This is a genomic window from Binatus sp. (SeqCode), assembly GCF_036522015.1.
Classification (GTDB): domain Bacteria; phylum Desulfobacterota; class Binatia; order Binatales; family Binataceae; genus Binatus.
Genome location: NZ_DATDGQ010000280.1, coordinates 1 through 3647 on the forward strand (window position 1 = coordinate 1; position 3647 = coordinate 3647).

Here is a 3647-nt window from a genome sequence, read left to right on the forward strand (position 1 = left end):
GTCGCCATTGCCGCCCGCGCCACCTTTGCCTAAGATGACCTGCCTGAGTCTGTGGCTTCTTGGAGTGCCGAGGTGGCGGAATGGCAGACGCAGAGGACTCAAAATCCTCCGTGGGCAACCACGTGCGGGTTCAAGTCCCGCCCTCGGCACCATAGTTCTTCCCGACAGTGCTGCGCCTTATGCGCGATCGCTAGCTGCTGATTCCTGGCGCGCCCTGGCGAATGCGCGCGGAAAAATCGGGCGAGTCGCCGGCGGCTTTTGCTTTCTCGGTGATATTGCTGCGTGCTCGAAGATCTGCGAACGGCAGGCTCGTGTCGATTTGGCCGCGTTCGTACAGGAGTTCATCGAGGTGGCCGTTGGCAAGCAGGCGCCAGTCGAGACTGCCGCCGACTCCGATGTTTTGCGTGTGACCGCGAATTGTCGTCGTGCAGTTTTGCGTCAACGCGTTGTACCACTCGGGATGATCGGCGAGTTGATTCACCTCGTGCAGGTAGTCGATCAATAGAGCGCGAGCTTGCGGCGCAGTCGCGCGGAGGCGATACAGATAGACTTGCTCGCCGCGGTATTTGGCGCGCAGTCCGACCAGGTCGTGCTCGTCGGCGACCACATAGTAGAGCTCGTACTGGCGGAAGAAGCCGCGAAGCGCGGAGTACGATTCACCCTTCTCCTTGCGCGTCTCGATCGAGATCGCGAGATGCTGGCCGTCGTCGAAATCCCAACTCACGATCGTGTGCGCGATTTCAGTCGGCCCCCAATACGACAGAAACAGGTCAACGCCTTTGATCCGATCGAGATCGTATGTCCGCGTCTCCCAGCGCTGGTCGTAATCGGTTTCGGATCGATATCTGAAATTTCGCACGTTCTCGATTGTCACGCGGCTGCCGTTGAAGGTAGCGCGCGCCGTGCGGGCCACCTCGGGAGTCCAGTCGCGCGTATTGCTCGCCGGGATCGCCGTCCACCATAGAGCGACGATGATCACTGGAAATATCGCGACCGTGAGACCTCTAAGCAGCGGGCGCACGATAGCTGCCAAAATGATGCAGACGATGACCAGTCCAGCGGCCATCGGCGCCGCTATGACGCGCTGGTGCGGCCCGTCGACCCAGATCGCCATCGCGGCCCAGGCGACTGCGACGGCGACGATCACCGATAGCAGCAGCGTTGCAAGCAAGCGGACCGCGCGCCCGAGCATCAGTGGATTCCGGCGTGCTCGTACAGGATGCGGCGGACTTCCTCGATCGTCTCAGGCCGCGCCTGCGTCGAATGCCCCGAACGCACGACCAGCTCCGACTCGACGCCGTCGATGTGCGCGCTCTTGTACTCGACGACGCCGTCGTTGCCATCTTCAACTGGCCCGCTGCCTTTCACTGGAATGATCGAATGCGCGTGCACGCCGGGAGCTATAGGCGACGCCGAGAGCACCTTGATGAACCGGTTGGATGAATCCATGTTGTCGAGCGCGGTCGGAATCACTGGACTTCCCATCATGCTGGACTCGCGAAGCTTTCCGAGCTGGATCGCAGACTTCGCAAGCCCGCCCGGCAGGTTGATGAACTTGTTTCCCATCTTGACGATCGGATTGCTGGCCATATAACTGCCGCGATGTGGCGTTGCGATGAAAATCACGCGCGTAACGAACGGCTGCGGCTTGAAGAACAGCGCGCGACTTGCCAGGTCCCGCGTCTCAGGATCGAGTTGCACCTGGTCAAACGGGACAGAGGAGACGTTGCTCCAGAAGCGATTGCCGCTATCGACCACCATCATTTTCGTCAACAGCCCGCCCTGGCTGTGGCCGATCACTACCATCTGGTTGAGCGCGGGATCTTTGCCGTCTGGATCGACGTCTTTGCGAACCGCAATGAGCGACTCCCGCAAACGCATCGCAGACAACGCGATCGGATTGCCGCTGTTATAGAGGAAGAACCAAAGCTGATAGCGCGATGCGATCACGGGATCGCCGAGCAGCTCGTTGGCCATTTCGGCCCATCGCGCGGGGCTCGACGCAGTACCGTGAACGAACACCACTGGGATCATGCCCGCGTGGTACGGATGCAACATGAAGAGCCCGCTGACGTCGGCGCCGCTCCGGAATCCCGGAAGGGAAAGGTCCCCCTTACGAAAGCCTGCTAGCTCGAAATCCCAAATCGGCGCACCCTCCAGCCGATAAGCAAGCGCTGCGCTAGGATCGGATTCGAGCGGTACGGAACGTGTACCGATCTGCACGAAGCCTGCCCTGTCCTCGTCGTAAAGCTCCACGGTGCCGCGCAGACGTCCGTTGCTCATCGCGAGCCGAGGATCGTCGAACCGCACGAACGCGGTAATCGGTACCTTCGCAGTCGGCGGAATCCATCGGCTCGCGGGACTGCCCGGCGTCACCTCGACTCGTGCGGACAGCGCCGCGCCGATGCCCGGCCTGCGGTACGTATTGCGAAGTCCACGAACCGCCAAATCCGCGAGCGAGACAAATTTCGTCAGATGATTGCCGCCGTAGTTGAATCCTTCCGGCTCGACCCCCAAACTGAGCGACCCGAAGGGCAAACTCAGTTCACGCGCGCTGAGATCAACTTCCTTTCCGTCTTCGGTCGCAAGCCCCAAGGCGATGCCTCGATTGTAAAGGTCGACCGAGAGCGTGAGGCGCGGATCGTACGGTCCAGGCGCGTCCGCCGAATTCGTCGGGAACAAGAAAGCGTACGCGTAGGCAGCGGACGCGAGATAATAAGATTGATTCCCCGATTCCTCCGCATACTCAAATGAGAGCTCGGACAGCGCGAACAGCCGATCGCGTTCGTCAGTTTTACCGAGTCCCGAATTCAACTCGGCTAGCACTGTTTGCGGATCGCTTTTGAAACGATCGGTGAGCGCGGATCGCTCCAGAATTTGCGTCGAGTAATCGCTCGGCTTGCCGGTCGAGAGAACGTTCGCGTTGAGCTCGCGATGCGCGGCTTGCTCGTCGAGGCGTTTAACTCCGACCGGCGTGGCGCAGCCGCTGCTGAGTAGAACTACGATCGCAAGGACGACGGTCCAGACACTCACCGACGGATGTGCCTTTACGGGCGCGCTGAAGATATGCGTATCGGTGGAAATCACTCGAGTTCTCAATTCCAAGTTGGCGTAACTACCGGACTGCACGACTATGCACGATTTTGAGTTCTCCGGATAACACTGTCGTGTGACAATTCGTAGGTTCGCAGGCCGGCGTCTGTTCATACTTTGGGCGTGAACGACGAACGAATCGCGGCCGCGATGCGTCAGCCCGCGATCCTGGCCGTCATCTGGATCTGCGCGCTCCTTGTGCTGATAGGCACTCTGACGAAGATGCCCGGCCAGTGGCATCGCCGCGACTTCTCGAACTACTACGAATCGGCATGGGCGCTCCGCCATGGAATCGATCCGTATTCCACGAATCTGACGCCGATCGGTGAGCAACTCAGCCTCGAGACGAACTGGCTGGTCCACGCTTCCGAGACACCGCCGTTCCTGCTTTGTTTCGAACCTTTCACCTGGCTGCGGCCGCGGATCGCATTCCGGATCTGGACCGCGATCAATTTTTCGGCGCTGGCGATCGCGATGTACCTGCTGCTGGCGCATCGACGCGGTCTTACCGGTCGCACCGCATTGCTGCTGGCGGGATTGATGCTGATGTCGGC

The 3647-nt window shown here is 60.3% G+C and carries 3 protein-coding genes and 1 tRNA gene; 2 read left to right on the forward strand and 2 right to left on the reverse strand.

The features are described from left to right. The first annotated feature begins 66 nt into the window (after nucleotides 1–66). A tRNA-Leu gene (locus tag VIW95_RS12035) sits at nucleotides 67–152 on the forward strand. Nucleotides 153–190: 38 nt separating this feature from the next. On the opposite strand, the gene VIW95_RS12040 is transcribed toward VIW95_RS12035, so the two are convergent. Next, complete coding sequence (locus VIW95_RS12040) at nucleotides 191–1192, reverse strand: DUF4105 domain-containing protein (protein ID WP_331586769.1); 1002 nt, start codon at nucleotides 1190–1192, stop codon at nucleotides 191–193. Continuing rightward, nucleotides 1192–3087: a hypothetical protein gene (locus VIW95_RS12045; RefSeq protein WP_331586771.1), complete on the reverse strand. Its 1896-nt coding sequence runs from the start codon at nucleotides 3085–3087 to the stop codon at nucleotides 1192–1194. Before VIW95_RS12045 ends, VIW95_RS12040 begins: the two co-directional genes overlap by 1 nt. Nucleotides 3088–3216: 129 nt before the next feature. Between VIW95_RS12045 and VIW95_RS12050 the strand changes: the two genes are divergently transcribed. Next, the coding region (locus tag VIW95_RS12050) for a hypothetical protein (protein WP_331586774.1) at nucleotides 3217–3647 on the forward strand (431 nt) is incomplete at its 3' end.

What these genes read in the sequence shown, in the direction of transcription:
- VIW95_RS12040 (WP_331586769.1), bottom strand. Translation starts at nt 1,192, where the DNA reads ATGCTCGGGCGCGCGGTCCGCTTGCTTGCAACGCTGCTGCTATCGGTG.